Origin of the sequence: Allobranchiibius sp. CTAmp26, assembly GCF_017565405.1 — a bacterium.
Lineage (GTDB): Bacteria > Actinomycetota > Actinomycetes > Actinomycetales > Dermatophilaceae > Allobranchiibius.
This window is the reverse complement of the sequence record NZ_JAGEKR010000015.1, coordinates 1-25,436: the sequence shown is the minus strand read 5'-3', so window position 1 is coordinate 25,436 and position 25,436 is coordinate 1. Positions and strand designations below refer to the sequence as shown.

Below are 25,436 nucleotides of genomic sequence, written 5' to 3'. Positions count from 1 at the left end.
GGCGTCTGGCAGCATGGCGTCGTGGCCGACCGACTGAGTTCTCTGGATGCCTCCTTCCTCTATCTGGAGCAGGCCACCACCCCGCTGCACGTCGGGTCGGTGATGATCTTCGAACCGGGACCGGACGGCTTCTCCTACGAGCTGCTGCTCGATCTGGTCGGCAACCGGATCTCCTACATCCCGCGCTACCGCCAGCGCGTGCGGGAGGTACCCGGCCGGGTGAGCCCGCCGGTGTGGGTGGACGACGAGGACTTCGATCTGACCTACCACGTACGCCGTTCGGCGCTGCCCCGTCCCGGAACCGTCACGCAGCTGGAGGAGTTCGTGGCCCGGATCCAGGCCCGTGCTCTCGACCGCGACCGGCCGCTGTGGGAGATCTACCTGGTCGAGGGCCTGGAGCGCGGCCGCTTCGCCCTGGTCACCAAGACGCACGAGGCCCTGGTCGACGGGCAGAACGCCGTCGACCTGACCCAGGTCATCGTCGATGCCGACCCGGGCCGGGACGTCGCGTTGCCCCGGCTGTGGCGGCCGGCGAAACCGCCCAGCGACGTGGAGCTGCTCGCGGCGGCGGCCATGGATGCCCTGCGGCGCCCGACCGAGATGGTGCGCGGCGTACGTGACGCGGTGACGGGTGTCAGATCGATTGCCACGCAAGCTCTCTCCACGATGGGGGACATTGCGGGAGTGCTGGCGCGCAGCGTCACCCGGCCCGCTCCCGCCAGCCCGCTCAACCGTCCCATCGGTGCACATCGGCGGTACGTGATGGTCGAGAGCGACCTCGCGGCCTACCAGGCGGTGCGGACGCGCGTGACGGCCGCGGACAATCGCGACACGACGCAGGACGGCGACGGGGCGCCCGTGACGTCGATCACCGTGCACGCGGTGGTGCTGGCGACCATCACCGGAGCCCTGCGCTCCTGGCTGATGACCCGGGGCGAGGGCATGGCCGGCGCGGAGAAGATCCGCGCGATGGTGCCGCTGAGCGTTGCGGGGCGTGACGGGGGCGGGGGACTGGTGGTGCCGTGCTTCGTCGATCTGCCCGTCGGGGAGCCGCGACCGATGATGCGATTGCACCAGGTCGCCTACGACATGCAGCAGCAGGTGGAGGGCGGCGCGAGCGCGCGCTCGCTCGCGAGTCTCGGCGGCTACGCCCCGACGACGCTGCACTCGCTGGGCTCGCGACTCGGCAGCGCCATCTCGCGGCGGATGTTCAACCTGGTGATCACCAACGTGCCCGGCCCGCAGCAGCCGCTCTACGCTGCCGATGCGCAGTTGGAGAGCACGTTCCCGGTGATCCCGCTCGCGAAGGGACAGGCGCTGACGATCGGGCTCACGTCGTACGACGGGAAGGTCTGCTTCGGGTTGAACGCCGACCGCGACGCGATGCCGGACCTCGACGTGCTCGGGCAGTGCATCGAGGACGCGTTGGCCGAGCTCGCGCAGGAGGGAGCAGCATGAAGCGCGTCTATCTGCCGCTCACGGGGCCGCAGCTGCAGGCGTTGCGGGACACCCGCCGGGTCGCCGACGAGGAGCTGGTGGGTTTCTCCGTCACCACTGTGCTGATCGAGTCGCTGCCGGCGTCGGAGGACGTCGAGGGCCATGAGTACGCCGCGTTGCAGGAGGCGGCGCTCGAATCCGCCAGTCGCGGCGGCCGCGTCGTGGTCGCCGCCGACGTCGACGACGAACAGGTGCAGCGACCCGCCTCGGGCGATGAGGGGTCGCCGGGCCGGGTCATCGTGCACGAGGGTCTGGATCTACGGCGGGTCGTCAGTCTGCAGGTGCTGGACCCGGCGGGCGAGCGTGATCCGGACAGCGATCTGGACCTGTCGTGGTACGACGTGACCGAGCTGGCGGACCTGCTGGCCGAGCTCGGCGACGCCTGAGGCGGCCGTCCCCGGTCGGCGTACGACGGGCCGTCGTGCCACCATGGCGGGACCGTATGCAGGGCCTTCTCGGCCCTGCGCTGTCCCCGCACGAAGGAGCCACCGCTCATGGATGCCGTCACGTCCGTCCCCGCCCCCCGCAACGAGCCAGTCCTGGAGTACCGGCCGGGCAGTCCCGAGCGCGCGGACCTGGACGTCGCACTGGAGCAGCTGGCGGCGGCGCCCGTCGACCTGCCGCACACCATCGGCGGCAAGCGGGTGACCGGCAGCGGCTCGGCGATCGACGTCCGTCAGCCGCACGCCCACCGCAAGGTGCTCGGCACGATGCACAACGCGACGGCCTCCGACGCCCAGCTCGCCGTCGACGCGGCGAAGGCTGCGGCGCCGGGATGGCGTGAACTGTCCTTCGACGACCGCGCCGCGGTGCTCCTGAAGGCCGCGGACCTGCTCGCCGGTCCCTGGCGGGCCCGGATCAACGCCGCCACCATGCTCGGCCAGAGCAAGACCATCGCTCAGGCCGAGATCGACAGCGCCTGCGAGCTGATCGACTTCTGGCGCTACAACGTGCATTTCGCCCGCGACATCATGGCCGAGCAGCCGATGGCCAACGCGAACGGCGTGTGGAACCGCACCGACCACCGACCGCTCGAAGGGTTCGTCTACGCGATCACCCCGTTCAACTTCACCGCGATCGCCGGGAACCTGCCGACCGCGCCGGCGCTGATGGGCAACACCGTGGTGTGGAAGCCCTCGCCCACGCAGCAGCGGGCCGCGCAGCTCACCATGGAGGTGCTGGAGGCCGCCGGGCTGCCGGACGGGGTGATCAACCTGGTCACCGGCGACGGTCTCGAGGTGTCCAAGGTCGCGCTCACGGACCGCGATCTGGCCGGCGTGCACTTCACCGGCTCGACCCCGACGTTCCAGAGCCTGTGGCAGACCGTGGGCGCGAACCTCACCGGCTACCGCACCTATCCGCGGCTGGTGGGTGAGACCGGCGGTAAGGACTTCATCCTGGCGCACCCCAGCGCCGACCCGGACGTGCTGCGCACCGCCATGATCCGCGGCGCATTCGAGTACCAGGGCCAGAAGTGCTCGGCGGCGTCACGCGCCTACGTTCCCGCGAGTCTGTGGAAGCAGATCAAGGACGACCTGGTCTCGATCACCGACGGCCTCGCGGTGGGCGACGTCACCGACTTCTCCAACTTCATGGGCGCGGTCATCGACGACCGGGCATTCGCCAAGCACAAGGCCGCGATCGACATGGCGCACGCGCACGCCGACATCGAGGTGGTGGCCGGGGGCACCTACGACGACTCGGTCGGCTACTTCGTGCGCCCGACGGTCCTGCAGGTGAGCGACCCCGGTCACGAGATCTTCAGCACCGAGTACTTCGGGCCGATCCTCGCCGTGCACGTCTACGAGGACGCCGAGTACGACGCGGTGCTGGACCAGATGGAGTCGGTCGCCTCGTACGCGCTCACCGGCGCGATCCTCGCTCAGGACCGGATGGTCATCGCCGACGCCACGAAGCGGCTGCGCTTCGCCGCCGGCAACTTCTACATCAACGACAAGCCCACCGGCGCGGTCGTCGGGCAGCAGCCGTTCGGCGGCGGTCGGGCGTCCGGCACCAACGACAAGGCGGGCGCGCCGGTCAACCTGCTGCGCTGGACCAGCCCGCGCTCGATCAAGGAGACGTTCGTCCCGCCAACGAGTCACCCCTACCCCTCGATGGGCTGATCAGCGCGCGAGGTACTCCTTGCCGGTCTCGGACTCGGACCGGACGGCGGACACGATGGCCGGCGCGGCGGCCTGCTCGATCTTGCCGCCGATGAGCGGAATGCGTGCCTTGAGGTTGCCGGCGACGTCCATCACGGTGTCCTTGCCGCGGGCCCCCGACGGGGTGGCGGTGATGGTGCCGGTGAGTCCGATCGGCACCCCGGCGATGGCCACTGTCAGCTGGGCCTCGCGCACGCCGTCCGCGTCGGGTGCGCCCCAGTCCTGGGTCTCGGTGATGTGCAGGGAGTCGCCGATCATCGACTTGAACTGCGACGGGAACGACGCCGTGGACATCGTGCGATGAGTCACCACGGTGTGGCCGTCACCGTCCGGCTCGATGTCGACGGAGTGCTCGATGGCCTTGGTGGCCACGCACTTGGCTTCCTGGAACGCGGGGTCGACGATCATCGCGTAGACGACGTCGCTGGAGGCGGGATAGACCCACTTCTCTTCGATCTTCATGGCGTCAGGGTAACCATCGCCACGCGGGCCAGTCGGTGCTCGCCGCGCACCACCCGCGCCAGCACCTGATCGCGCTGCTCGGAGGACTCGGCGTTCGCCAACCGGTCGCCCTCGACCTGCAGCAGATCCGCATGCGTATCCAACTCCGTTGCGAGACAGAGGCACTGATCGACGATCGCGCTCGCGCCTCCCGCAGCGGGATCCGTCAGGTCCGCTGTCGCGGCCGTGATCCGGCGTACGGCGGCTCGCAGTTCCGCCGCCGCCAGGTGCAGCGTGACCGGCCGCCCGGGGAGCCGGCCGCGACGTACACCGGCCCGCAGTGCCGCGGACGCACGCGGGGTGGTGCGGTCGTCGTCCGGCAGGGGGACCTGCGGCGGCGGAGCGGCAGCCGCCCCGGCCAGGTCGGCACCCAGCGCCAGCCGGTCGTGCCAGAGCAGCAGGCCCTCGGCGATCCGTTCGATGGCACCGGCGACGGCTTCGGCGGCCGCCGTATCGGCCGTCTCGACCTGCACTCCCAGCAGTTGCGGCACCGTCGCGACGATGCTTCGCGCTGCGCGCCGCCGGTCGTCCATGGCGCTCACCCTAAGTGCCGGGGGGTCGGGGATAGGGTCGGACCGGACGTACAACGAGGTGCGTCCGACCCCGCACAGTGAAGGTTCTGAAGGCATCCCGATGAGCGCGGCTTCGAGCTCCCGCACCGACCTGTTGCGCGACTGCGCGACGCTGACCGACCGACAGTCCGACCCGGCTCCGCCGTGGCTGATCGAGCAGTACTTCCGGCACGTGGCGGACGAGGACCTGCGAGCCAACGGGCCGGCGTCGCTGGCCGGCATCGTGCACAGCCACCTGCAGCTCGCCGCCGATCGCCCGGCGGGCACGGCCGGACTGCGGATCTTCTCCCCGCAGGAACAGACCGACGGGTGGTCCTGTTCGTACGCGGTGCTGCAGATCGTCACCGACGACATGCCTTTCCTCGTCGACTCCGTGCTCGCGGCGCTCGGCGAGCGTGACGTGCACCTGCTGATCCATCCGCAGCTGCGGGTACGCCGTGACGCCGACGGCGTGCTGCAGGAGGTCGTGCGGGGCGGCGGCGAGGGCATCGCCGAGGCGTGGATGCACTTCGAGATCGACCTGGCGGCGGACAGCGCCGACGACGACGAGCTCGCCGACCGGTTGCAGGGGGTGCTGCACGACGTCCGCGCCGCCGTCACCGACTGGCACGCGATGAGTGCGCGGTGCACCGAGATCGCCCAGGAGCTCGCGGACCAGCCGCCGTACCCGGTGCCCACCGAGATCGTCACCCGCACCACCAACTTCCTGCACTGGCTGGCCGACGGGCACTTCACGTTCCTCGGCTACCGCGACTACGTGCTCGACGAGGTCGACGGGGAGGTGGTGCTGCGGGCGACCCCGTCCGGTGGTCTGGGCATCCTGCGCGGTGCATCGGACGAGTCGCGATCGTTCGCGCGGCTGACTCCCAACGCCCGTGCCAGCGCTCGCGATCCGCGGTTACTCACCGTGACCAAGGCCAACACCCGGTCCACCGTGCACCGACCGCAGTACCTGGACTACATCGGCGTGCGCACCTTCGACGAGCAGGGTGTCGTCGTGGGGGAGCGGCGCTTCCTCGGGCTTTTCACCTCGACCGCCTACACCGAGTCGGTCCTCGCGGTGCCGATCATCCGGGACCGGGTCGCCGAGGTCATCCGACGCTCGGGCTTCCTCGCGGAGAGCCACTCCGAGAAGGACCTGCTGCAGGTTCTGGAGTCCTTCCCGCGCGATGAGCTCTTCCAGACCGGCACCGAGGAGCTGCACCGCACGGTCGCCGCGGTGATGCGGTTGCAGGAGCGCAGCAAGCCGGGCGTCTTCCGCCGGATCGACGAGTTCGGGCGCTTCGTGTCCGTGCTCGTCTATGTGCACAGAGACCGCTACAACACCTCGGTGCGCCTCGCGATCGAGAAGGTGCTGCGCACGGCGTACGACGCACGCTCGATCGACTACACGACGAGCGTCGGCGACTCCTCGCTGGCCCGGCTGCATTTCGTGGTGCGCCCCGCGCCCGGCCGGCCGATCCCCGAGGTCGACCTGGGGGACCTGACCGAAGAGGTGCTCGAGAGCACCCAGAGCTGGGGCGAGCGGCTCGGCGTGGTCAGCCGCGAGGAGGACGGCGAGGACGCCTCGGCGCGGGTGATGAGCCTCTACGCGCGGGCGTTCCCCGAGGCCTACAAGGAGGACTTCACGGCCCGCCAGGGCGTGGCCGACCTGCGTCGGATCGAGGCGCTGGCGGACGACGACGACACGAAGCTGACGCTCTACCGCGAGCCCGGCGCCGACCCCCGGGAGCGACGGTTCAAGCTCTTCCGTCGCTCGCGGCTGATCCTCACCGACATCCTCCCGGTCTTCACCGGCCTGGGCGTCGACGTGACCGACGAACGGCCGTACACGATGAAGCGCGCCGACGGCGCGATCGTGCACATCTACGACTTCGGTCTGCGCGCCGCGAGCGAGCGGTTCTGGGGCACCGAGCAGGACGCTGCGCAGGTGCGCGAGCGCTTCCAGGACGCCTACCTCGCGGTAGTGGACGGGCGCGCGCAGAGCGACGGACTGGGCGCGCTGGTGCTGCGTTCGGGCCTCAACTGGCGACAGGTCGCGGTGCTGCGCAGCATCACCAAGTACCTGCAGCAGATCGACTTCGGGCGCAGCCAACGCTTCGTCGAGGAGACCCTCACCACCAACGTCGACCTCACCCGGGCGCTGGTGGCGCTCTTCGAGGCCCGATTCGACCCGACGTACGAGAAGGACCGCGCAGCGGGCCAGGAACTCATCGTCGGGCGGATCGAGCAGGGGCTCGCCGACGTGAGCAGCCTGGATGAGGAGAAAGTGCTGCGCACGGTGATGGAGGTCGTGCTCGCCACCACCCGCACCAACGCCTTCGCGCGCAAGGCCGACGGCGCGCACCGCGACGTCCTCAGCCTCAAACTCGACCCCCGGGCGATCACCGGCATGCCGAGCCCGAAGCCGCGGTTCGAGATCTGGGTCTACAGCCCCCGCGTCGAGGGCGTGCACCTGCGCTTCGGGCCGATCGCCCGCGGCGGGTTGCGATGGAGCGACCGTCGAGAGGACTTCCGCACCGAGGTGCTGGGCCTGGTCAAGGCGCAGACGGTGAAGAACGCGGTCATCGTGCCGACGGGGTCCAAGGGCGGTTTCTTCGCCAAGGCCCTCCCCGACCCCTCCGATCGTGAGGCCTGGCTGGCCGAGGGGATCACCTGCTACAAGCACTTCATCAGCGGACTGCTCGACCTCACCGACAATCTGGTCGACGGCGTCGTCGTCCCGCCGCGCGACGTGGTGCGGCACGACGGGGACGACACCTACCTCGTCGTCGCGGCGGACAAGGGCACCGCGTCGTTCTCCGACATCGCCAACGGCGTGGCCCAGGACTACGGCTTCTGGCTCGATGATGCGTTCGCCTCCGGTGGGTCGGCCGGCTACGACCACAAGGCCATGGGCATCACGGCCCGCGGGGCGTGGGAGTCGGTCAAGCGGCACTTCCGCGAGATGGGGCTGGACACCCAGACGCAGGAGTTCACCGTCGCCGGCGTCGGCGACATGAGCGGGGACGTGTTCGGCAACGGCATGCTGTGCTCGCCGCACATCCGGCTCGTGGCGGCGTTCGACCACCGGCACATCTTCCTGGACCCCACACCCGACGCCACAGCGTCGTACGCCGAGCGCCGACGGCTCTTCGAGCTGCCGCGGTCCTCATGGGCCGACTACGACACGAGTCTGTTGTCGCACGGCGGCGGGGTCTACCCGCGGTCGATGAAGTCGGTGCCGATCGGTGCCGAGGCGCGCGCCGCGCTCGGGCTGCCGGACGGCGTACGCGCCCTCGCACCGTCGGATCTGATGCGCGCCATCCTGCTGGCCCCGGTCGACCTCTTCTGGAACGGCGGGATCGGCACCTACGTGAAGTCGGCGGTGGAGAACAACGCCGACGTCGGCGACCGAGCGAACGACCCGATCAGGGTCGACGGGAAGATGTTGCGCTGCAAGGTGATCGGCGAAGGTGGCAACCTCGGCGCGACCCAGCTGGGCCGGATCGAGGCCGCGCAGTCGGGCATCCGGGTCAACACCGACGCCATCGACAACTCCGCCGGCGTCGACACCTCCGACCACGAGGTCAACATCAAGATCCTCGTGACCGACCTGATGCGCCGAGGACGCTTCGACCGTGCCGAGCGGGACGTGCTGCTGCACAGCATGACCGACGAGATCGGGCAGCGGGTGCTGCGGGACAACTACGAGCAGAACGTGCTGCTCGGCAACGCCCGCGCGCAGCGGCACGCCATGGTCGGGGTGCACCGCCGGTTCACCGACTGGCTCGTCGAGCGCGGTGAACTGGACCGGGAGCTGGAGTTCCTCCCGAGCGATGCCGAGATGGCCGATCGGGAGGCGCACGGCGGCGGCCTCACCTCGCCGGAGTTCTCCGTCCTGGTGGCCTACGCCAAGCTGATCCTCAAGGCGGACCTGGCCAGCAGCGGCCTGACGGACGACCCGTGGTTCGACGCGACATTGGTCGACTATTTCCCGCGCCAGCTGCGGGACACCTACGCCGCCGACCTGGCACAGCACCCGCTCCGCCGGGAGATCGTGATCAACGCGGTCGTCAACTCGCTGGTCAACCGCGGTGGGATCACCTTCGCGTTCCGGACCAGCGAGGAGACGGGTGCCTCGTCGGAACGGGTCACTCGCGCGTACGTCATCGCGCGCGAGATCTTCGACATGGCCGGGTTCGTGCGGCAGGTCGAGGCGCTGGACAACCTGGTGCCCACCGACGTGCAGACCAGGCTCTACCTGGAGTTCCGCCGGCTGATCGACCGCACCACGCGTTGGCTGTTGCACAGCCGCCCCGTGACGCTCGACATCGGCAGCGAGATCGCCCGGTTCGCCCCCGTTGTCGCGGACCTCGTGCCGCAGCTGCCGCAGCTGTTGCAGGGCACCGAGCACGACCGCTGGTCGGAGAACGCCGCCCACACGTTCGGCGCTCCGGGCGTGCCCGACGAGCTGGCCGGACGGGTGGCTGCCCTGCTGGACGCGTACTCGCTGCTCGACATCACCGAGCAGGCGCACCGCACAGGCACCTCGGCGCAGGACATCGCGCAGGTCTACTTCGCGCTGTCCGAACGGCTGGGGGTCGACCGGATGCTGCACGCGGTGTCCGCCCTGCCACGCGAGGACCGGTGGGACGCGCTCGCTCGCGGCGCGGTCCGGGACGACCTCTACGGCGTCCTGGACTCGTTCACGGCGGCCGTCATCGCCGGTACGCCGGACGAGCTGCCCGCGGCGCAGCGGCTCGAGAGCTGGGTGCAGGCCAACGAGGAGTCGGTGACCCGGGCGGGGCAGGCGCTCAAGGGCCTGTCGGAGCTGGAGCAGCCCGGTCTGGCGCCGCTGTCGGTGGCGCTGCGCACGCTGCGCTCGGTGATCAGATCGGGGTCGGCCACGTAAGGCTCGCTAGGCTCACGCCGTGCCCTCACTGAAGGACGTCGTCGCCGAACGCACGGTCCTGCAGGAGTCGGAGGTCGAGTGGCTGCACCTGCTGGTCGCGGACTGGCAGTTGATCGCCGACTTGTCCTTCGCCGACCTGGCCCTGTGGGTGCCCTCGGTCGACGGCACCTGGGTGGCGGCCGCGCACGTCCGCCCCACGACCGGGGTGGGCGTCTTCACCGAGGACCTGGTCGGGCGAGAGCTGGACCTGCCCCGGGACGAGTTCGTGCTGCAGGCGTACGCCGAACGCCGGCAGATCCGGTCGGCGATGCCGCTGTGGCGCAGCGAGGCGCCGGTGCGGTCCGAGGCGGTGCCGGTGGTGATGGACGGTCGCGCGATCGCCGTCCTCACCCGCTACACCAACCTCGCCGCCATGCGCACCCTCAGCCGGCTCGAGGTGACCTACCTCGCGACCGCCGACGCGCTTGCCCGAATGATCGCGAACGGCGAGTTCCCGCAACGTGGTTCGGCCGCGCAGGGACGCCGCGGTGCGCCGAGGGTCGGCGACGGTGTGCTGCGACTGGACGGCGAAGGGGCGGTCACCTACGCCAGCCCCAACGCGGTCTCGGCGGCGCACCGGCTCGGGTACGCCGGTGAACTGGTCGGGGTGCGGCTGGTGTCCGTGCTGGAGCAGGTGCTGCCCGACCGGGGACCGGTCGACGAGGAGTTGATGCTGGTGGTCGCCGGGCGGGTGCCGTGGCACACCGAGATCGACTCCGGTGACGCCATCGTGAGCGCGCGAGCGATCCCGTTGGTCGAGGGGGGCACGCGGGTCGGCGCGGTGCTGCTCGTGCGGGACATCTCCGAGCAGCGCCGCCGGGAGCGGGAACTGCTCACCAAGGACGCCACCATCCGCGAGATCCACCACCGGGTGAAGAACAACCTGCAGACGGTCGCCGCGGTGCTGCGACTGCAGGCCCGTCGCCTGGACGACCCGGCGGCACGCGCGTCCCTGGAGGACGCCGTACGCCGAGTGGCGACGATCGCGGACGTGCACGACACGCTCAGCGCCCGCCTCGACGACCACGTGTCCTTCGACGAGATCGCCCAGCGGTCCATCTCCGCCGCCATCGAGCTCGCCAACCGGTCCGGCACCCGGGTGGCCGGCACACTGACCGGATCGTTCGGTTTCCTGACCGCCGAGGACGCGACCACCCTCGCGATGATCCTCGCGGAACTGGTGCAGAACGCCGTCGAGCACGGTTTCGCCGATCGAGGCGGGCAGGTGCAGGTGGACGTGCGACGCACTTCGTCACCCAGCGGCAGGGACGACCTGGTGATGGAGGTCCGCGACGACGGCAGTGGACTGCCCGCGCACTTCGAGGTGGACGACGCCGGGCTCGGAAGTCAGATCGTGCAGTCCCTGGTCACCGACCTCGCGGGGTCGATCTCCTGGGAACGCGGAGCGGAGTCCGGCACGGTCGTGCGGTGCCGGGTGCGGGTGAGTTCCGGGTGACGTCAGCCGGCGCGGCGGGCGCGGGCGTTGCGTCGCTTGAGAGCGCGACGCTCGTCCTCGGACAGTCCACCCCAGACGCCGGCGTCCTGGCCGGACTCCAGGGCCCACTTCAAGCAGGTGTCGATGACGGGGCAGCGACGACAGACGGCCTTGGCGTCTTCGATCTGCTGCAGGGCGGGGCCGGTGTTCCCGATGGGGAAGAACAGCTCGGGGTCCTCGTCCAGACACGCAGCGCGGTTGCGCCAATCCATGTGGTTTCGCTCCTTGCACATCAAACCCCGTGCGCTAGCGCACACGGAGCTACCTTGGTCCGTCAGCTTGGTGATCCGGCGTAGCGGCTGAGGCCGCAAGCAACGACCTGTTGCATAGCCCAACGACGCGCCACGCACGGATGTTCCTACCTTCACAGACTCCAACACGTAGGCACAAGGGTTTCCGTGCGGCATTTCGGTCTCGAAGGTGAGTCCTTGGTCACACGCGGTCCCCGCCTACCATCGTCGGGTGTCTCTCGACGACCCCGACATGCAGCGCCCGCCTCCCTCTCCGGCATGGCGACGGGCCCTCCCTGCAGCCCTGATGGCGCTGCAGGGCGTGGTGCTGCTCGTCCTCGGCGTGCTGCTGGTCGTGCGCACGATCGGTGGCAAGGAATCCGACGCGGGCCGGTCGCTGACGCTCGCGATCGTGGTCCTGGTCTTCGCTCTCGGCGCCGGCCTCATCGCTCGGGCACTGCTGCGCGCGCAGGACGGCGCCCGCAGCCCGACCCTGGTCTGGGGCGTGTTCGTCGTCCTGATCGGGGTGACCCTGGCACGCGGCGGGGCTCCAGCGCTCGGAGTCCTCGTCGTGGTCGTCGGGGTGGCCACCCTCGCCGGGGGCTGGACGGCCACCGCCGGTAGACGCGACGGGGGCCTCAGGACGCGGTGACGGTGACGGGAACGCCGGTGCTCGCTCGGGGCAGCCGGCCGACCAGGTCCTCGACCAGCACGGGGAAGACCTGGGTGCGCAGCCCCGTCAGGGTCTTGTCCGCGTTGTTGCCGAAGGCCTGGTAGAAGCCGGAGAAGTCCAGGTCGATCCACGCGGCGTTGTCGCCGTTGGAGACCAGCACCGAGGAGTGCATGTTGGACAGGAAGTAGCTGCCCTTGGCGCCGAAGGTGCCGGAGGTGAAGAAGACGTCACCGGTGATCCTGCCGGTGATCTGCGTGCGTTCGTCCGCGATCCACGCCGCGGTCATCGGACCGTCCGCCCCGAACCCGTGGAAGGACAGCATCACCGTGCTCACGGTGCCGCCGGACTCCGGCAGCGACACCGACCAGGTGCACGCGCTGTTCTTCGCCGTCCTGGTGCCACCGGGGAGCGTGAGCTTGCTGCACGTCGGGGTGGCCACCGTGGCCGCCTCGGGGAACAGGGTCGCCAGCTGCTTGTCGGTGAACACCCCGGCCGCGTCGGGCCAGGACGCGGAGTCCACGTTCGGGTCGCCGTGGGTGCCGCGTTCCACGGTCCAGGTCGACGGGGCGGAGACGGCCGCCCGGGCGCTTGACCCGGAGTCGACCGCCCCGGTCGTGAAGACGCCCGAGGGAGCCTGCGCCGGCCAGCTGGTGGGACCGCCGTACGACGCCGCGCCGCCGCCGCACCCGGTCAGCAGGAGGCCTACGGCACCGGCCAGGCACCCGGCGGCCGCTGCCCGTGCTCGGTTCATGCGAGATCGAGCACGATCAGCAGATCGCCGCCCTCGACCGGCCCGGGGCCACCGAGGGCGACCCTGCGCACGGTCCCGACGACCGGGGAGGTGATCGCGGCCTCCATCTTCATGGCCTCGATCGTGCCGACGGCGGTCCCGGCCGTGATCTCATCGCCCTCGGCGACCGACAAGGTCACCACCCCGGCGAACGGCGCCGCGATCTGCGCCTTGTCGTTCGGGTCGGCGCGTTCGGTCTGGGTGACCTCGACCTTCGCGTTCTCGTCCTTGACCTGTACGGGCCGCAACTGCCCGTTGACCAGGCACATCACGGTGCGCAGACCGCGCTCGTCCGGCTCGCCGATCGACTGGATCGACAGCAGCAGCCGCTTGCCGGGCTCCAGGTCGAGTTCGTACTCGGTGTCCGGCTCCAGGCCGTAGAGGAACTCCCGGGTCGCGAGCAGCGACAGGTCGTAGTAGCGCTCCTTGGACTGCTCGAAGTCCTTCGTCGGTCCGGGGAAGAGCAGCCTGTTGAGGGTCCGTCGCGGGGTCTGGGCCAGTGCCTGCTCGTCCTCCTCGGACAGGGTCGCCTGCGGCGGGGTGATGGTGCGGCCCTGCAGCGCCTTGGTGCGGAACGGCTCCGGCCAGCCCCCCGGCGGGTCGCCGAGGTCGCCGGCCAAGAAGCCGACCACCGAGTCGGGGATGTCGAAGCGGCCAGGATCCTGCTCGAAGTCGGCCGGGTCCACGCCGGCCCCGACCAGCGAGAGCGCGAGATCCCCGACGACCTTGGAGCTCGGGGTCACCTTCACGATGTGCCCCAGCATGGCGTTCGCGGCGGCGTACATGTCCTCGATGGCCTCGAAGCGGTGGCCGAGGCCGAGCGCGATCGCCTGCTGGCGCAGGTTGGACAGCTGGCCGCCGGGGATCTCGTGGTGGTAGACCCGCCCGGTGGGGGAGGCCAGGCCCGACTCGAACGGTTTGTAGAGAGCGCGCACCGCCTCCCAGTAGGGCTCCAGGTCGCAGACCGCCTGCAGGTCCAGTCCGGTCGCCCGCGGGGTGGCGTCGGTGGCCGCGACCAGGGCCGATAGTGACGGCTGACTCGTGGTCCCCGCCATTGACGCGCTGGCCGCGTCGACCGCGTCCACGCCGGCATCGATCGCGGACAGCAGCGTCGCGAGCTGACCGCCCGCCGTGTCGTGGGTGTGCAGGTGCACCGGCAGGTCGAAGCGTTCGCGGAGGGCCCCGACCAGCACCTTGGCAGCGGGGGCACGCAACAGACCGGCCATGTCCTTGATCGCCAGGATGTGTGCGCCGGCGTCCACGATCTGCTCGGCGAGCCGAAGGTAGTAGTCGAGGGTGTAGAGCTTCTCGCCGGGGTTGCTGAGGTCGCCGGTGTAGCACAGGGCGACCTCGGCGATCGCCGACGTCGAAGAGCGCACCGCGTCGATTGCCGGCCGCATCTGCTCGATGTCGTTCAGGGCGTCGAAGATGCGGAAGATGTCGACCCCGGTGTGGGCGGCCTCCACCACGAAGGCGTCCGTGACCCGGGTCGGATACGGGGTGTAGCCGACGGTGTTGCGGCCCCGCAACAGCATCTGGATGGGCAGATTCGGCATGGCGGCACGCAACTGCTCCAAGCGGTCCCAGGGATCCTCGGACAGGAAGCGCAGAGCGACGTCGTACGTCGCGCCGCCCCAGGCCTCGACCGACAGCAGCTGGGGCGTCAGGCGCGCGGTGTAGGGCGCGACGTGCAGCAGGTCGCGGGTGCGGACCCGGGTGGCGAGCAGCGACTGGTGGGCGTCGCGGTAGGTGGTCTCGGTGACACCGACGGCGGTCTGGGCGCGCAGCGCCCGGGCGAACGCCTCGGGTCCTTCGCGGAGCAGCAGGTCCCGCGCGCCGACCGGGACAGGCGCGTCCAGGTCCGCCGTGGGCAGCTTGCTGCGGGCGGAATGCGTGATGGCCGAGGAGCCGTACGGGCGATTGACGCTCTGGTAGGCCAGGTAGGTGAGCAGCTTCGTGCCGCGGTCGCCGGGGACCCGCGCGTTCAAGAGTTGCGGCCGTTCCTCGATGAACGAGGTGGTGACCCGACCGGCCAGGAAGTCCGGCTCCTCCAGCACGCTCTGCAGGAACGGGATGTTGGTGCTCACCCCGCGCACCCGGAACTCGGCCAGCGCGCGACGCGCCCGGCGGACGGCGGTCGTGAAGTCGCGCCCGCGGCAGGTGAGCTTGACCAGCATCGAGTCGAAGTGCGCGCTCACCTCGGCGCCGACGAAGATCGTGCCGCCGTCCAGGCGGACCCCGGACCCGCCGGCCGAGCGGTAGACGGTGATGGTGCCGGTGTCGGGCCGGAAGCCGTTCGAGGGGTCCTCGGTGGTGATCCGGCACTGCAGCGCGGCGCCCCGCACTCGGATGTCCTCCTGAGCCAGCCCCAGGTCGGCGAGGCTCTCGCCCGATGCGATGCGCAACTGCGAGGAGACGAGGTCGACGTCGGTGATCTCCTCGGTCACGGTGTGCTCGACCTGGATGCGCGGGTTCATCTCGATGAAGACGTAGCGACCCGACGGGTCCAGCAGGAACTCGACCGTGCCCGCGTTGACGTAACCGATCTCGCGGGCGAAGGAGACCGCATCGGCGCAGATCCGATCGCGCAGTTCCTCGGGCAGGTTGGGGGCGGGCGCGATCTCCACGACCTTCTGATGGCGGCGCTGCACCGAGCAGTCGCGCTCGTACAGGTGCAGCACCGTGCCCTGGCCGTCGGCGAGGATCTGTACCTCGATGTGCCGCGGATCCACCACCGCTTCCTCGATGAAACAGGTGGCGTCGCCGAACGCCGCCTGCGCCTCGCGCATGGCTGCCTCGAGCGACTCGCGTAGATCCTCGGCGCGCTGCACCCGGCGCATGCCGCGACCGCCGCCACCGGCGACGGCCTTGACGAAGACGGGGTAGCCGATCTCGGCGGCGCCTTCGAGCAGCGTCTGCAGGTCGTCGCTGGGCGCGATGCTGCGCAGCGTCGGCAGGCCGGCTGCCTTCGCGGCCGCGATGGCGTGCGCCTTGTTGCCGGTGAGGTGCAAGACCTCGGGCGGGGGGCCCACGAAGGTGACTCCGGCGGCCTCGCACGCCTCGGCCAGGGCCGGGTTCTCCGAGAGGAAGCCGTAGCCGGGATAGACCGCGTCGGCCTCGCATTCGAGAGCGACCCGGACGATCTCCTGCGGGTCGAGGTAGGCACGCACGGGGTGCCCGACCTCGCCGATCTGGTAGGCCTCGTCGGCCTTCATGCGGTGTTCGCTCTTGCGGTCCTCGTACGGGAAGACCGCGACGGTGGCAGCACCGAGTTCGGTGGCGGCGCGGAACGCGCGGACGGCGATCTCACCTCGGTTGGCGACAAGGACCTTGCGGAACACGGGGGACTCCCTCATCCGGCTGCGGTGCAGACACGTCGTACTCGTGCGCAGAACCCTAATCGGTGGGCGCCGGGCGTCGCCTCGCATCTCGTACCCCGGTCTGCGGACGAGGAGAGGGCCGCCACACCGGTCGGTGTGGCGGCCCTCTCGGGAACCGGATCGATCAGGCCGCGGCGACCGCGGCGTTGCCGTCGGTCTGCAGGTGCTCGTGGCTGACGGTCAGGAACGCGAACAGGCTGAGCGCGCCGATCAGGATCATGCCGGCCGCCACCCAGTAGACGTGCGACGAGGCGTACGTCTGGACGTGCAGCGCGATCTGGTGCTTCCCCGCGGCCACCTGTGCGGACGTCGGGGTCTGGCCGGCGGCGGCTGCCGCCTTGGCCTTGGCGGCCGCAGCAGCCCCGAGCACCTTGCCGTGCGCGGTGGCGGCATGGGTGAACACCGTGGTCAGCGCCGCGATGCCCACGGCACCACCGACCTGCTGCATGGTGTTCAACGCGGACGCCGCTGCTCCTGCGTCGTCACCCCGCACGCCGGCGGTGGCCGTCAACGTCAGCGGGATGAAGACCAGGCCCATGCCGAGCGACATGACCACGATGTACGGGAACAGGTGGCTCCAGTAGCCGGAGTCGACCGACAGGTGGGTGAAGCCCCACATGCCGAACGTGGCGAGGATTCCACCGAAACCGGCGATCCAGCGCGGATCGATGCGGGCGACGACATTGGTGGCGATGCCCGCGGCGACCACGATGCCGGCGCTGAACGGCAGGAACGCCAGACCGCTCTTGATCGGGGAGTACCCGAGCACCTGCTGCAGGAACAGACCGAGGAAGAAGAACATCGCGAACATCCCGGCACCCACGATGAGCATGGCGAACAGGCTCACCCCGCGGGTGCGGTCGGCGACGATCCGCAACGGCAGCAACGGGTGCTGCACGCGGCTCTCGACGATCACGAAGATGACGAGCAGCGCGATGCCGAGTCCGAGCGGCACCAGGGTGAGTGCGTCACCCCAGGAGTGCCCGCCGGCGTGCGACAGGCCGTAGACGATGCCGAACAAGCCGGCGGTGGCGGTGACGGCACCCGGAATGTCCAGGCGCCCGTCATGTCCTTCTGACTCGACCAGCACGCGCGGCGCGGCGATCGCGACCGCCAGCCCGATCGGGACGTTGATGAAGAACGTCCACTCCCAGCCGAGTGCCTGGGTGAGGGCCCCTCCGAGGATGAGGCCGACAGCGGCGCCCATGCCGGACATGGCGGCGTACACCGCCATGGCCCGGTTGCGCTCCTTGCCGACCGGGAACGTGGTGTTGATCAGTGCCAGCGCGGCCGGCTGGGCGAGTGCGGCGCCGACGCCCTGCAGGACCCGGGCGGAGATGAGCAGCGTGCCGGTGGGCGCAAGGCCGCCGAGCAGCGAGGCGATCGAGAAGATCCCGACGCCGACGACGAACATCTTGCGGCGGCCGTAGAGGTCGCCCAGGCGCCCTCCCAGCAGCAGCAGGCTGCCCAGGGCGAGTGCGTAGGCCGTGACGACCCACTGCACCTGGTCGGCCTGCGACAGATGCTGCGACGCGTCGCGCTGGATGCGCGGGAGCGCGATGTTCACGATGGTGGCGTCGAGCACGATCATCAGCTGCGCGAACGCGATGACGATCAGTGCGACGCCGAGATGACGGGTGCCACCAGGTGGCGGTTCGGTCGTCTCGACCGACTTCTGAGTGCTGACGGACATTGGAACTCCTTCGGGGACGGTCTGTGACGGGTGGTGAGTGTGCGGGTGGTGCGGGGTGGGGTGGATTCCTGTGTCGTCGGGAAAAACGCTAGGCGTCGGCACCGACAGCGCTGCGGTCTCTGCCGGCGGCGCACGCCGGGAGGAGGACCTGGTCGATGATCTGGTGCAGTCCGGCGGCCGTCGGACACTGCCCGCGCACGACGATGTGGTGGAACTTCAGCGCGGGCAGGATCGAGGCCAGCAGATCCAGGTCGGCACCCTTGCCGACCTCGCCACGACGTTGCGCCCTTTCCAGAACGATACGTAGCCCCTGCATGCGCGGCGCAATGAATTTCTCGGTGAACAATCGGGTGAACTCGCTATCGCGATGCAGCGCCGGCAGGACGGCGGCCATCACCTCCGACAGCTCGGTCGGCTCCTCCTCCGGGGAGGGGCAGAAGATCGCGAGAAGGTCGGTCTTGAGGCATCCGCTGTCGGGTAGCTCCGCGACGCCGTCCGAGCACGCCTGGGCCTCGACCGCAGCCACGACCAGGTCCGCCTTCGACTTCCACCGGCGGTACAAGGTGGCCTTGCTGGCCCGCACCTGCGCGGCGACGGCGTCGAAAGTGAGGCGGTCGTAACCGGTCTCGAGCAGGACGGCGATCGCTCCGGCCAGGATCTCGCGTTCGCGATCGCCTTCGACCCGCGGCCGAGCGGCGGCAGGCGCCGCGGAGGCCGTGTCTGTCGAGCCTGGCGATCCCATGGAATACCTCTGGTCGGTGGGAGGTTGGCCCCGTGGTCCGCACGGAAGGACAACCAGATGGAACGGTACTGTTTCGTTTCATCTTGCATCTTTCCGGAACAACGCGCAACCGGCCGGGGTGTGAACGCGCTCACAGTCCGCTGCGCCGGTCCTGAATCAGTTCGGGGGCGCGGCTGAACGTCGCTAATGTGCGATAGCGCGATTTCGAGAACACCGACGGAAGGTCGAGGCGAGCCCGGTGGCAGCAGCAGGGGCAGGAACGATCGGCTGGCGAGCGCACACGGAGGCTGCCGCTGGGCTGGTCGATCAGCTGCGGCGGATCCCACTCGGTCAGCCGGTGCGGTTGGCGAAGAAGACCTCGAACCTGTTCCGCACCCGCGACGACACGCATCACCCCGGCCTCGACGTGTCCCGTCTCAATGGCGTGATCGACGTCGACCCGGTGGCACGGACGGCCGATGTCCAGGGCATGACGACGTACGAGTCGCTTTGTGCCGCAACACTTCCGCACGGACTGATGCCGTACGTCGTGCCGCAGCTGCGCACCATCACCCTCGGCGGGGCGGTGACCGGACTCGGGATCGAATCGAGCTCGTTCCGCAACGGGCTGCCCCACGAGTCGGTGCTCGAGATGGACATCCTCACCGGCGCGGGAGAGATCGTCACCGCCACCCCGGACGGCGAGCATTCCGACCTCTTCCACGCCTTCCCCAACTCCTACGGATCGCTCGGCTACAGCGTCCGGTTGAAGATCGCGCTCGACCCGATCGAGCCCTACGTGCACCTGCGCCACGTGCGATTCGACCGGTTGGCGGCCCTCGTCGACGTCCTGGGGTCGGTGGTCGCGGACCGCGAACACGACGGACAGCGCGTCGATTTCGTCGACGGGGTCGTCTTCTCCGGCGAGGAGAGCTATCTGGTGCTGGGCAGCTTCACCCGGCACGCGCCGTACACCTCCGACTACACCGGGCAGCAGATTTTCTACCGCTCGATCCAGCAGCGCACCGAGGACTACCTGAGCACGCTGGACTACATCTGGCGGTGGGACACCGACTGGTTCTGGTGCAATCGCGCGCTCGGTCTGCAGAATCCACGCGTGCGCCGCCTTGTCCCGCGGCGCTACCTGCGCAGCGACGTCTACTCCAAGGTCATCCGCTTCGAGACCCGGCACGGGGTGATGGCGGGCATCGACGCCCGCCGCGGCAAGCCTGCGCGCGAGCGCGTCGTGCAGGACGTGGAGCTGCCGCTGGGCCGCACGCAGGAGTTCCTCGAGTGGTTCCTTCGCGAAGTCCCCATCGAGCCGATCTGGTTGTGCCCCATGCGTCTTCGTGACGTCCCGGAGGCGACGACGGGTGAGGGGCGGCCGTGGCCGCTCTACCCGATGCGCAGCGGTGAGACCTACGTGAACGTCGGCTTCTGGTCGACGGTGGCGATCGCGGACGGCGCGCGGGACGGCGACGTCAACCGCGAGATCGAGCGCGTCGTCCACGCGCTCGACGGGCACAAGTCCCTCTACAGCGACGCGTACTACGAGCCCGAGCAGTTCTGGGCGATGTACGGCGGCACGACATACGAAGTGGTCAAGAAGGCCTACGACCCGGACGGGCGACTGCCCGACCTCTACACGAAGGCGGTGAAGCGTCGATGAAGATGACGATTGGTGAGGTGTTCGACGAGCTGTTCGGCACGCAGTTGCCACTGCGGGTGACGGCGTACGACGGCTCGACGGGTGGAAATCCCGACGCGCCGTACGCGATCGAGCTGCGCAACGAGCGCGCGCTGCGCTACATGGTGACCGCGCCGGGCGAGTTGGGGCTGGTCCGCGGCTACATCATGGGCGACCTGGAACTGCACGGCGTCTCACCCGGCAACCCGTACGACTTCCTGAACCTGTTCATGACCGACTTCCAGGTCAAGCGACCGCAGGTGACGCGACTGCCGAAGATCGCGAAATCGTTGGGGATCAAGAACTTCCAGGTGCCGCCGCTGCCGGAGCAGGAGCAGCCGCCGCAGTGGCGCCGGGGCCTGGAGGGCCTGCGGCACTCGCGCAAGCGGGACGCCGATGCGATCCGCTACCACTACGACGTCAGCAACGAGTTCTACGAGCTGGTGCTCGGGGACTCGATGACCTACACGTGCGCCTGCTACCCCTCGGACGAGGCGACGCTGGAGGAGGCGCAGGCCACCAAGTACGACCTGGTCTGCCGCAAGCTGGACCTGCAGCCCGGACAGCGTCTGCTCGATGTCGGCTGCGGGTGGGGCGGCATGGTGCGGCATGCCGTCGAGCACTACGGCGTCAAGGCGCTGGGTGTCACTCTGTCGCGCAACCAGGCCACCTGGGCCGACCAGAAGATCAAGGAGCTGGGTCTGGACGACCGCGCCGAGGTGCGCTACCAGGACTACCGGGACGTGTCCGAGTCCGATTTCGACGCCGTCAGCTCGATCGGTCTGACCGAGCACATCGGGGTGAAGAACTACCCGGCGTACTTCCAGTTCCTGCACTCCAAACTGCGTCCCGGCGGCCGGCTGCTCAACCACTGCATCACCCGCCCGGACACCAGGACGCCGTCGCTCACCCGCGGTGGTTTCATCAACCGCTACGTCTTCCCCGACGGCGAGCTGACCGGGGTCGGCGTGATCACGTCCGCCATGCAGGACGAGGGCTTCGAGGTGCGTCACGTGGAGGATCTGCGGGAGCACTACGCGCGTACCTGCGCGGCTTGGGCGCACCGCCTGGAGGAGCACTGGGACGAGTGCGTGCAGGACGCGGGACTGCCGATCGCCAAGATCTGGGGTCTCTACCTCGCCGGCTCGTCGCTGGGTTTCGCGCGCAACAACATCCAGCTGCACCAGGTGCTCGGCCAGAAGGTCGCGGCCGACGGTGTCGCGGACTATCCGCTGCGCCCGTCGTACGTCTGAGCTCGGTTCTGCCCCAGGGCGGTTCGGGCGATCAGCGAGGAATGTGTTCGCCCGGGGGAGCGTTGACGCCTACGATGGATCCCGCCGGCCCTTGTGGTCGGCGACAACTCAACAGTGCGACGTGCCCGCAACTTGGGGGTGATCGGTTTCGACGTTGACCGACCTTTCAGGGGAAGCGGGTCGAGGATGCACAGTTATCTCGTTAACGATCTGTGCAAAACCAATAGGTGCCAATTCCAAGCGCACCGACTTCGCCCTCGCTGCCTAAGCGAGCCTCGAAGTCCGTCAGCCTGAGGTAGTTCTCGACTCAGAGTCTGGCGTCAGCTAGAGAACTTGCTGTGTCGTCACGCCGAGGGGCGACACGGGACTCTTACTCGGCTGGGCCTGTCAGGGAACGTGTGCGCGCGAGCCCTGGGGCCGAGAAAATCCTTTGCGCACTGCACCCGGAGAAGCCCTGGAGCGCGTTCAGCGGACGCGGGTTCGATTCCCGCCACCTCCACTCCCGGCACGTCGCACTGTTGAGCCACCACCACCCGGACTGCCCGGTACGGCCGGGATGAACTTGAATGTGGGGCATGCCTGCCATGCCTTCGGTTTCGAACTCCATCATCGTCCGGCTGGAACTGCCCGGTCGCCCCACCGCCGTCAGCGAGCTGACGGGTGCGGTCGAGCGCGCCGGCGGCCTCGTGACCGCTCTCGACATCAGCTCCTCGGACACCGCCCGCATGCAGGTCGACGTGACCGCGGCGGCCCGGGACGCCGACCACGCCGACGACCTAGTCGAGGCCATGCGTTCGATCGAGGGCGTCGACATCCGCAAGGTCAGCGACCGGACGTTCCTCGCACACCTCGGCGGCAAGCTGAAGATCGAGTCGAAGGTGCCGATCCGCAACCGCGACGACCTGTCGATGATCTACACCCCGGGTGTCGCGCGGGTCTGCATGGCGATCTTCGAGCACCCCGAGGACGCACGCCGGCTCACCATCAAGCGGAACACCGTCGCCGTGGTCACCGACGGCACCGCGGTCCTCGGACTGGGCAACATCGGGCCGCTGGCCGCCATGCCGGTGATGGAGGGCAAAGCGGCGCTGTTCAAGCGGTTCGCCGACATCGACGCGTTCCCGATCTGCCTGGACACCACCGACGAGGACGAGATCGTGCGGACCGTGAAGGCCATCGCCCCGGTCTTCGCCGGCATCAACCTGGAGGACATCTCCGCGCCGCGCTGCTTCGACATCGAGCGCCGGCTGAGGGACGAATTGGACATCCCGGTCTTCCACGACGACCAGCACGGCACGGCGATCGTGGTGCTGGCCGCACTGCGCAACGCGCTGCGCGTGGTCGGCAAGGACCTGGCCGACGTGCGCATCGTGCAGAGCGGTGCCGGCGCCGCGGGTACGGCGATCACCCGCCTGATGCTGCACGCCGGCGCCCGCGACCTCGTGCTGGCCGACATCGACGGTGTCGTGCATCGCGACCGCCCCGACATCGCGGGCGACACGTCGTCCACTCTGGCGTGGGTGGCCGATCACACCAACCCGCGCGGGGTGACCGGCAGCCTGAAGGACGCCGTACGCGGCGCCGACGTCTTCATCGGGGTGTCCGCGCCCGACCTGCTCACCGGTGACGACATCGCCACGATGGCGCCGGACTCGATCGTCTTCGCGCTGGCCAACCCCAAGCCGGAGGTCGATCCGACGGAGGCGGCCGCGCACGCCGCGGTCGTCGCGACCGGGCGCAGCGACTTCGCCAACCAGATCAACAACGTGCTGGTCTTCCCCGGTGTCTTCCGGGGGCTGCTGGACGCGGCGGCCACCGACATCACCCTCGACATCATGCTGGCCGCCGCAGTCGCTCTGTCCGGAGTGGTGAAGCGGGAGGAGCTGAACGCCGCGTACATCATCCCCAGCGTCTTCCACCCGGGGATCTCCTCGGTGGTCGCCAAGGCGGTTGCCGACGCGGCCGGGGGCCGGGACCACCGGATGGCGGTCAGCCAACCGGATGAGGCGACGGTCTGACCGTCCGCGGTCAGCGCCTGCGCTGCTGCGTGCCGCGCCGCACCCGGGAGGCGACGGCGCGCCGGGCGATGGGTCCCAGGTCGTCGAACACGTCGAGCAGAGCGGCAATCTGGTCCAGGGTGGCGAGCGCGGCGTCCGCGCCGTCCGCTTCGACACCCTGCATCAACTCCACCCCGACAAAGCCGCACGTCACGGCATGCGCCAGGCCGCCGACGTCGATGAGGTCGGCGACGGGGTGACCCGTCAGCACTCGACGTAGGACGCGCTCGACCTGCTCGGACCACTGACCCAGGCAGTACCTGGCGGTGCTCGCCAGCGCCTCGTCGTGCTGGCCGGCCGCGAGCAGCTGGGCCATCATCGCGACGTTCCCGGCGCGGCGTTCCGTCGCGTTCAACTCCCGTGCCAGCACGAGGAAGGCCTCGATGTCGTCGATCGCGTCGAAGCGGTCGGCGTACGCGGCGACCCGGGCGTCCAGGGCGGTGCGGCAGGCCAGGTCGACCAGGTCCGCGACGGTGCCGAAGTGGTAGAAGACCAGTGCCTGATTGACTCCCGCCCGCGTGGCTACAGCCCGCGCGGACACCGCACCGAGGCCGTCCTCGCGCAGCACGGCGTCGGTGGCGTCCAGCAGCTTGGTCCTGGTGTCGTTCATCGCACCGCACGCTAGGCCACCGTGGCGTGGGCTCGTGCTGATCGTCGGCCTGATCTTCGGCCGACGGCAACGAACACCACGATGCTGATGAGCAGGAGCGACGCGCCGGTCGCGATGTAGGGCCAGGCGTGCTCCCACTGGAATCCTGCCGCCAACTCGCCAGGGTGGTGTGGTGTCGTGTCGGTCGCCACACCGGAGGCATCCACTTCGCCCGAGCTCTGACACGTCACACCGCCGGCCACGCGGTAGCAGTGGTCGCCGGAGGAGTTCGAGGCATATGTCATCCACGATCCGAGCCAAGCGACAGCGATCGCGGGTCCGGCCATGATGCCCGCCACACAGTGCGGGCGCGCGCGGGGGACGGCTGTGCGCCGAGCCGCGACAGCGAGGGCGAGGCCTGCGAAAGGCAGAACCAACGGGCCGATGCTGAGGATTGCAAGGAGTGTGACGACGCCGAGCACACTCGTCAGTGACCAGAGCAGGTACACCCCGAAGTCACCGACCCACCGGCGGCGGCCGACACTATTTGAGCGCCTGCTCAAATCAGTCATGCTGAATTTGAGCACGTGCTCAACGCGCGGTCAAGGTGGTGTCGAATGCCCCGGGTGTCGTGACGGGTGAGATGGGTCACTTCATGGCGTATTCGAGCCGTTCGAGACGTTTCGGATTCGAAGGTGACCGCGAGATCGGCTACGGTTGTCGAGTATTCACGCGATCTTGCGTTCTCTCTTTTGATCGGCCCACCTACTCCTGCATGTCTGCAGCGGGCCGACTTTCATGTATGGGCGCCGAGATCTTCGACGGCGCCATGCGCTCCCGCTCCTGTCGACACGGACTCATCGGTCCGGTCACTTCGACACGTTCAGCGGTGGTCTGTGCGCGCCCATATCTGAGAGGCACGAGAGATGAGCACCCCCAAACAGTCCGGCCCCAAGAAGCAACGCTGGAGCCGCGCCCAGAAGCTCGAGGCGCAGCGCGCACCCGTCCGCCGCGCGGACGGCCCGCCCAGCCGCTCGGCCGACGGTCCGCGATCCGCAGACCGCCGACAGGGCTCGGCAGGTGGCCCGCGCTCGTACGGCAGCCGCGACCAGCGCCCGTCCTACAACCGCGACGACCGCCCTTCCTACAACCGCAGCGACCGCAGCGAGCCCCGTTCGTACGGCAACCGGGATGACCGCCCGT

The 25,436-nt window shown here is 69.5% G+C and carries 18 protein-coding genes, 1 other RNA gene and 1 pseudogene; 11 read left to right on the top strand and 9 right to left on the bottom strand.

Annotation, left to right across the window (positions count from 1 at the left end; genetic code table 11):
* Positions 1-21 precede the first annotated feature (21 nt).
* The 3 genes from J4030_RS10640 (at position 22) to pruA (ending at position 3,620) form a co-directional block, all read left to right on the top strand.
* Positions 22-1,458 (top strand): wax ester/triacylglycerol synthase family O-acyltransferase, encoded by a 1,437-nt coding sequence (locus J4030_RS10640; RefSeq protein WP_208049204.1) that lies wholly within the window; start codon positions 22-24, stop codon positions 1,456-1,458.
* Positions 1,455-1,883 carry a hypothetical protein gene (locus tag J4030_RS10635; protein ID WP_208049203.1) on the top strand — a complete coding sequence of 143 codons (429 nt, stop codon included), beginning with the start codon at positions 1,455-1,457 and terminating at the stop codon, positions 1,881-1,883. Before J4030_RS10640 ends, J4030_RS10635 begins: the two co-directional genes overlap by 4 nt.
* A gap of 108 nt (positions 1,884-1,991) precedes the next feature.
* Entirely contained in the window at positions 1,992-3,620 is a 1,629-nt protein-coding gene (gene pruA, locus J4030_RS10630) for an L-glutamate gamma-semialdehyde dehydrogenase (RefSeq protein ID WP_208049202.1), read from the top strand.
* Here pruA and J4030_RS10625 read toward each other — a convergent pair whose 3' ends face one another.
* Positions 3,621-4,121, bottom strand: coding sequence for a DUF2505 domain-containing protein (locus tag J4030_RS10625; protein ID WP_208049201.1), 501 nt, complete (start codon positions 4,119-4,121; stop codon positions 3,621-3,623).
* The gene (locus J4030_RS10620; RefSeq protein WP_208049200.1) at positions 4,118-4,693 is read right to left on the bottom strand and encodes a hypothetical protein; all 576 of its coding nucleotides are present in this window, start codon (positions 4,691-4,693) and stop codon (positions 4,118-4,120) included. Before J4030_RS10620 ends, J4030_RS10625 begins: the two co-directional genes overlap by 4 nt.
* 100 nt (positions 4,694-4,793) lie before the next feature.
* Here J4030_RS10620 and J4030_RS10615 point away from each other — a divergent pair, with 100 nt between their 5' ends.
* Entirely contained in the window at positions 4,794-9,626 is a 4,833-nt protein-coding gene (locus J4030_RS10615; RefSeq protein WP_208049199.1) for an NAD-glutamate dehydrogenase, read from the top strand.
* 19 nt (positions 9,627-9,645) lie between these two features.
* On the top strand, positions 9,646-11,121 hold the full coding sequence (locus J4030_RS10610) for a sensor histidine kinase (protein ID WP_208049198.1): 1,476 nt from the start codon (positions 9,646-9,648) through the stop codon (positions 11,119-11,121).
* Positions 11,122-11,123: 2 nt separating this feature from the next.
* Here the strand turns inward: J4030_RS10610 and J4030_RS10605 are convergent, their stop codons facing one another.
* The gene (locus J4030_RS10605; protein WP_179479604.1) at positions 11,124-11,372 is read right to left on the bottom strand and encodes a WhiB family transcriptional regulator; all 249 of its coding nucleotides are present in this window, start codon (positions 11,370-11,372) and stop codon (positions 11,124-11,126) included.
* Positions 11,373-11,622: 250 nt separating this feature from the next.
* On the opposite strand from J4030_RS10605, the gene J4030_RS10600 reads away from it, so the two are divergent.
* A complete protein-coding gene (locus J4030_RS10600; RefSeq protein WP_208049197.1) occupies positions 11,623-12,042 on the top strand; it encodes a hypothetical protein in 420 nt (139 codons plus the stop codon).
* On the opposite strand, the gene J4030_RS10595 is transcribed toward J4030_RS10600, so the two are convergent.
* The 4 genes from J4030_RS10595 to J4030_RS10580 all read right to left on the bottom strand — a co-directional run bounded on the left by J4030_RS10595 (position 12,029) and on the right by J4030_RS10580 (position 18,668).
* Positions 12,029-12,814 (bottom strand): hypothetical protein, encoded by a 786-nt coding sequence (locus tag J4030_RS10595; RefSeq protein WP_208049196.1) that lies wholly within the window; start codon positions 12,812-12,814, stop codon positions 12,029-12,031. The two genes, J4030_RS10600 and J4030_RS10595, sit on opposite strands and share 14 nt — an antisense overlap.
* Positions 12,811-16,194 carry a pyruvate carboxylase gene (locus J4030_RS10590; RefSeq protein WP_208049195.1) on the bottom strand — a complete coding sequence of 1,128 codons (3,384 nt, stop codon included), beginning with the start codon at positions 16,192-16,194 and terminating at the stop codon, positions 12,811-12,813. The genes J4030_RS10595 and J4030_RS10590 overlap by 4 nt, the downstream gene beginning before the upstream one ends.
* Before the next feature lie 163 nt (positions 16,195-16,357).
* Complete coding sequence (locus J4030_RS10585; protein WP_208049194.1) at positions 16,358-17,926, bottom strand: DHA2 family efflux MFS transporter permease subunit; 1,569 nt, start codon at positions 17,924-17,926, stop codon at positions 16,358-16,360.
* 88 nt (positions 17,927-18,014) lie between these two features.
* The gene (locus J4030_RS10580; RefSeq protein ID WP_208049193.1) at positions 18,015-18,668 is read right to left on the bottom strand and encodes a TetR/AcrR family transcriptional regulator; all 654 of its coding nucleotides are present in this window, start codon (positions 18,666-18,668) and stop codon (positions 18,015-18,017) included.
* A gap of 238 nt (positions 18,669-18,906) precedes the next feature.
* Here J4030_RS10580 and J4030_RS10575 point away from each other — a divergent pair, with 238 nt between their 5' ends.
* From J4030_RS10575 to J4030_RS10560, 4 genes are all read left to right on the top strand, one after another.
* Positions 18,907-20,316: an FAD-binding oxidoreductase gene (locus J4030_RS10575; RefSeq protein ID WP_307864657.1), complete on the top strand. Its 1,410-nt coding sequence runs from the start codon at positions 18,907-18,909 to the stop codon at positions 20,314-20,316.
* A complete protein-coding gene (locus tag J4030_RS10570) occupies positions 20,313-21,587 on the top strand; it encodes a class I SAM-dependent methyltransferase (RefSeq protein WP_208049192.1) in 1,275 nt (424 codons plus the stop codon). The genes J4030_RS10575 and J4030_RS10570 overlap by 4 nt, the downstream gene beginning before the upstream one ends.
* A gap of 134 nt (positions 21,588-21,721) precedes the next feature.
* Positions 21,722-22,089, top strand: a transfer-messenger RNA (tmRNA) gene (ssrA, locus tag J4030_RS10565).
* A gap of 73 nt (positions 22,090-22,162) precedes the next feature.
* The gene (locus J4030_RS10560; RefSeq protein ID WP_208049191.1) at positions 22,163-23,605 is read left to right on the top strand and encodes an NAD-dependent malic enzyme; all 1,443 of its coding nucleotides are present in this window, start codon (positions 22,163-22,165) and stop codon (positions 23,603-23,605) included.
* A 10-nt stretch (positions 23,606-23,615) separates the two neighbouring features.
* Here J4030_RS10560 and J4030_RS10555 read toward each other — a convergent pair whose 3' ends face one another.
* Together J4030_RS10555 and J4030_RS10550 are read right to left on the bottom strand one after the other, a co-directional pair.
* Positions 23,616-24,254, bottom strand: a complete 639-nt coding sequence (locus tag J4030_RS10555; RefSeq protein WP_208049190.1) for a TetR/AcrR family transcriptional regulator — start codon at positions 24,252-24,254, stop codon at positions 23,616-23,618.
* An 11-nt stretch (positions 24,255-24,265) separates the two neighbouring features.
* The gene (locus tag J4030_RS10550) at positions 24,266-24,538 is read right to left on the bottom strand and encodes a hypothetical protein (protein WP_208049189.1); all 273 of its coding nucleotides are present in this window, start codon (positions 24,536-24,538) and stop codon (positions 24,266-24,268) included.
* A 621-nt stretch (positions 24,539-25,159) separates the two neighbouring features.
* On the opposite strand from J4030_RS10550, the pseudogene J4030_RS10545 reads away from it, so the two are divergent.
* Positions 25,160-25,436: pseudogene (locus tag J4030_RS10545) on the top strand (hypothetical protein); the annotation flags it as partial.

Coding starts and splice junctions, on each gene's coding strand:
- J4030_RS10605 (WP_179479604.1), bottom strand. CDS start 11,372: ATGGATTGGCGCAACCGCGCTGCGTGTCTGGACGAGGACCCCGAGCTG.
- J4030_RS10550 (WP_208049189.1), bottom strand. CDS start 24,538: ATGACATATGCCTCGAACTCCTCCGGCGACCACTGCTACCGCGTGGCC.
- J4030_RS10570 (WP_208049192.1), top strand. CDS start 20,313: ATGAAGATGACGATTGGTGAGGTGTTCGACGAGCTGTTCGGCACGCAG.
- J4030_RS10615 (WP_208049199.1), top strand. CDS start 4,794: ATGAGCGCGGCTTCGAGCTCCCGCACCGACCTGTTGCGCGACTGCGCG.
- pruA (WP_208049202.1), top strand. CDS start 1,992: ATGGATGCCGTCACGTCCGTCCCCGCCCCCCGCAACGAGCCAGTCCTG.
- J4030_RS10625 (WP_208049201.1), bottom strand. CDS start 4,121: ATGAAGATCGAAGAGAAGTGGGTCTATCCCGCCTCCAGCGACGTCGTC.
- J4030_RS10595 (WP_208049196.1), bottom strand. CDS start 12,814: ATGAACCGAGCACGGGCAGCGGCCGCCGGGTGCCTGGCCGGTGCCGTA.
- J4030_RS10580 (WP_208049193.1), bottom strand. CDS start 18,668: ATGGGATCGCCAGGCTCGACAGACACGGCCTCCGCGGCGCCTGCCGCC.
- J4030_RS10585 (WP_208049194.1), bottom strand. CDS start 17,926: ATGTCCGTCAGCACTCAGAAGTCGGTCGAGACGACCGAACCGCCACCT.
- J4030_RS10635 (WP_208049203.1), top strand. CDS start 1,455: ATGAAGCGCGTCTATCTGCCGCTCACGGGGCCGCAGCTGCAGGCGTTG.
- J4030_RS10555 (WP_208049190.1), bottom strand. CDS start 24,254: ATGAACGACACCAGGACCAAGCTGCTGGACGCCACCGACGCCGTGCTG.
- J4030_RS10620 (WP_208049200.1), bottom strand. CDS start 4,693: ATGGACGACCGGCGGCGCGCAGCGCGAAGCATCGTCGCGACGGTGCCG.
- J4030_RS10560 (WP_208049191.1), top strand. CDS start 22,163: ATGCCTGCCATGCCTTCGGTTTCGAACTCCATCATCGTCCGGCTGGAA.